Source organism: Streptomyces sp. NPDC059853, assembly GCF_042731495.1.
Lineage (GTDB): Bacteria > Actinomycetota > Actinomycetes > Streptomycetales > Streptomycetaceae > Streptomyces.
The window spans coordinates 1-2,297 of sequence record NZ_JBHWJL010000493.1 but is presented as its reverse complement, the minus strand read 5'-3'; the positions used below and the strand labels follow the sequence as shown (position 1 = coordinate 2,297).

Genomic DNA, 2,297 nt, shown 5'->3' with positions numbered 1-2,297 from the left:
GTCCGGCGGGGGCGCGCAGCAGGAGGACGGCCGCTGTCAGGCAGGCGGCCGAGCACAGCAGGAAGACTCCGGCGTAGTCGATGCCGGGCAGCAGCGCGAGGCCGGGCACGAAGGCGGCCCACGATCCGGTCTCCTGGGCGGCGAAGAGCCGGGGGAAGACGGCGGAGTCCTCGTGGTGGCGTTCGCTGACGAGGGCGCTGACCGCGACCCACAGCAGGGCGCCGCCGATGCCGCCGAGCGCGGCGGCCAGGCAGGCGGACAGCGGGCCGGTGGCGACCGCGTACCCGGCGGCGGAGGCGGCGTAGAGCGTGGCGCCTGTGGCCGCGACCCGGCGGCGGTCGCGGGTGTCGGCCAGGATGCCGGCCAGGGGGCGGGCGAGGAGGGAGAGCGCGAGTTCGACGGCGAGCAGGATCCCGGTCCCGGTGGCGCTGAGGCCGATGGCGGCGCCGGCCCACAGGGGCAGCAGGAAGTCGAGGAGTTCGTTGGGCCCGCTGGTCAGGGTGGCGGCGAGCAGGGTGGCGCGTTCGCGCCGCCGGGCCCGGCCGCTGTCCGCGGGTGGTCTGGTGTCGGTGGTCATGTCCGGTGCTCCGCCCCTCGTCCTCAAACTCCGAACGCCGTTCGGTGATAGTAGCCCGAACGGTAGCCTGACGGGCGAGATGAGTGCGAAGGACGATCAGCGGCGCATCCTCGGCCTGCTCTGGGACGACCCGGACACCCGGCCGTCCGGCACCCGCGGCCCGGGGCGCGGGCTGACCCGGGAACAGATCGTGACCGCGGCCATCGAGGTGGCCGAGGCCGAGGGCCTGCCCGCGGTGTCCATGCGCCGGGTGGCCGCCGAACTGGGCGTCGGCACCGCCTCGCTCTACACCTATCTGCGCGGCAAGGCGGAACTGGAAGCCCTGATGCTGGACGCCGTCGCCCTCGGCGACACCCTGCCGCACGAGTGGCCGGGCGACTGGCGCGCCAAGCTGGAGGCGTGGGCCATGGACGACTGGGCGGCGATCCGCCGCCACCCGTGGACCCTGCGGCTGCACGGCGCCGACCGGCTGCCGGGGCCGAACCAGCTGCGCTGGCTGGACTCCATGCTGCGGATCTTCGAGGGCACCGGACTGACGGAGCAGGAGAAGCTGGCGGCGGTCGAGGCGCTGGACGCCTACAACCGGGGCCTCGGCCTGCTGCTGGCGCAGGTGGAGGCACCGGCCGACGCCGGACCGTACGACGTGGCGGGCCGCAACGAGGGGCTGCGGGACCTGGTGGACTTCAGCCGGTACCCCGCGCTGCGGGCGGCCCTCCGCGCCGGCGCCAGCCCGTACGCCGGTGACCCCTTCCCGTTCGGGCTGCACCGCCTGCTGGACGGCATCGAAGCCCTGATCGCCCGCCGTACGGGAGAACGGCGCGACCGGGCGGAGTAGGGCGGGGAACGGTCGGATACCTCCTCCGGTCCGCTCCCCCGCCATCAGGTGCGATCGATACGGAAAGTGACGGTAGACGCCGGTCCGGACGGGGCACGACCTCGGCTGTGCCGCCCGCCACGGGGGACGGCATCCACACCGGAGCAAGCCGAAGGAAGCGGAGAGCACATGCGCACCAGCCTCACCCGGGCCCTGATCGTCACCGTCGCCGGACTCGTCCTGGCCGGCGCCGCCGCCGCGCCCGCAGCCGCCGCGCCGCAGGCCCGTACCGCCCCGGCGGTCACCACCGCGGCCGCCAACATCACCACCTGGATCCAGGGGAACGTCCGCAAGGGCCCCTCCACCAGCTACGACATCGCGTACACCGTCACCGCCAACCAGCAGCTCAAGGGGGTGTGCTGGCTCACCGGCGGCACCGTGAACGCCAACGGGATCAGCCACAACACCTGGGTGAAGCTCTCCGACGGCAATTACATCTGGGGCGGCCTGCTGAAGGGCGACACCAAGGGCGGCATCTCCACGAAGTGCTGAGCCCGGCTGCGGCATCCGGACGAGGCTCGCCCTCGATCAGGTGAATACGGAGAAATGATCGATCCGGGCGTTCTGATCGGTTACGACGTTCTGCGTCGTTCCATCCGTTTTCCGCACTGGAGACAACATGCGTATTCGTACCGCCATCGCCGCCACCGCCCTGGCGGCCGCCGGTGTCCTGGGTGCCGCTGGTACCGCCGCCGCCGACGCCGAGGCCATCGGTGTCGCCACCCACTCCCCGGGTGTCCTGTCCGGCAACGTCGTCCAGGTCCCGATCGAGCTGGGCCTGAACGTCTGCGGCAACACGATCGACATCATCGGGATCCTGAACCCGACCTTCGGCAACGTCTGCGT

At 72.5% G+C, this 2,297-nt stretch carries 4 protein-coding genes; 3 read left to right on the top strand and 1 reads right to left on the bottom strand.

Annotation, left to right across the window (positions count from 1 at the left end; all coding sequences use genetic code 11):
* Positions 1-577 (bottom strand): MFS transporter (locus ACFV5N_RS27200; RefSeq protein WP_385605009.1); only part of this gene is annotated, 577 nt, incomplete at its 3' end.
* A gap of 79 nt (positions 578-656) precedes the next feature.
* Here ACFV5N_RS27200 and ACFV5N_RS27195 point away from each other — a divergent pair.
* From ACFV5N_RS27195 to ACFV5N_RS27185, 3 genes are all read left to right on the top strand, one after another.
* Complete coding sequence (locus tag ACFV5N_RS27195) at positions 657-1,412, top strand: TetR/AcrR family transcriptional regulator (RefSeq protein WP_385605007.1); 756 nt, start codon at positions 657-659, stop codon at positions 1,410-1,412.
* Positions 1,413-1,580: 168 nt separating this feature from the next.
* Positions 1,581-1,943, top strand: a complete 363-nt coding sequence (locus tag ACFV5N_RS27190) for a hypothetical protein (protein WP_385605005.1) — start codon at positions 1,581-1,583, stop codon at positions 1,941-1,943.
* 127 nt (positions 1,944-2,070) lie between these two features.
* On the top strand, positions 2,071-2,297 hold a 227-nt coding region (locus tag ACFV5N_RS27185; RefSeq protein WP_385605002.1), incomplete at its 3' end, for a chaplin.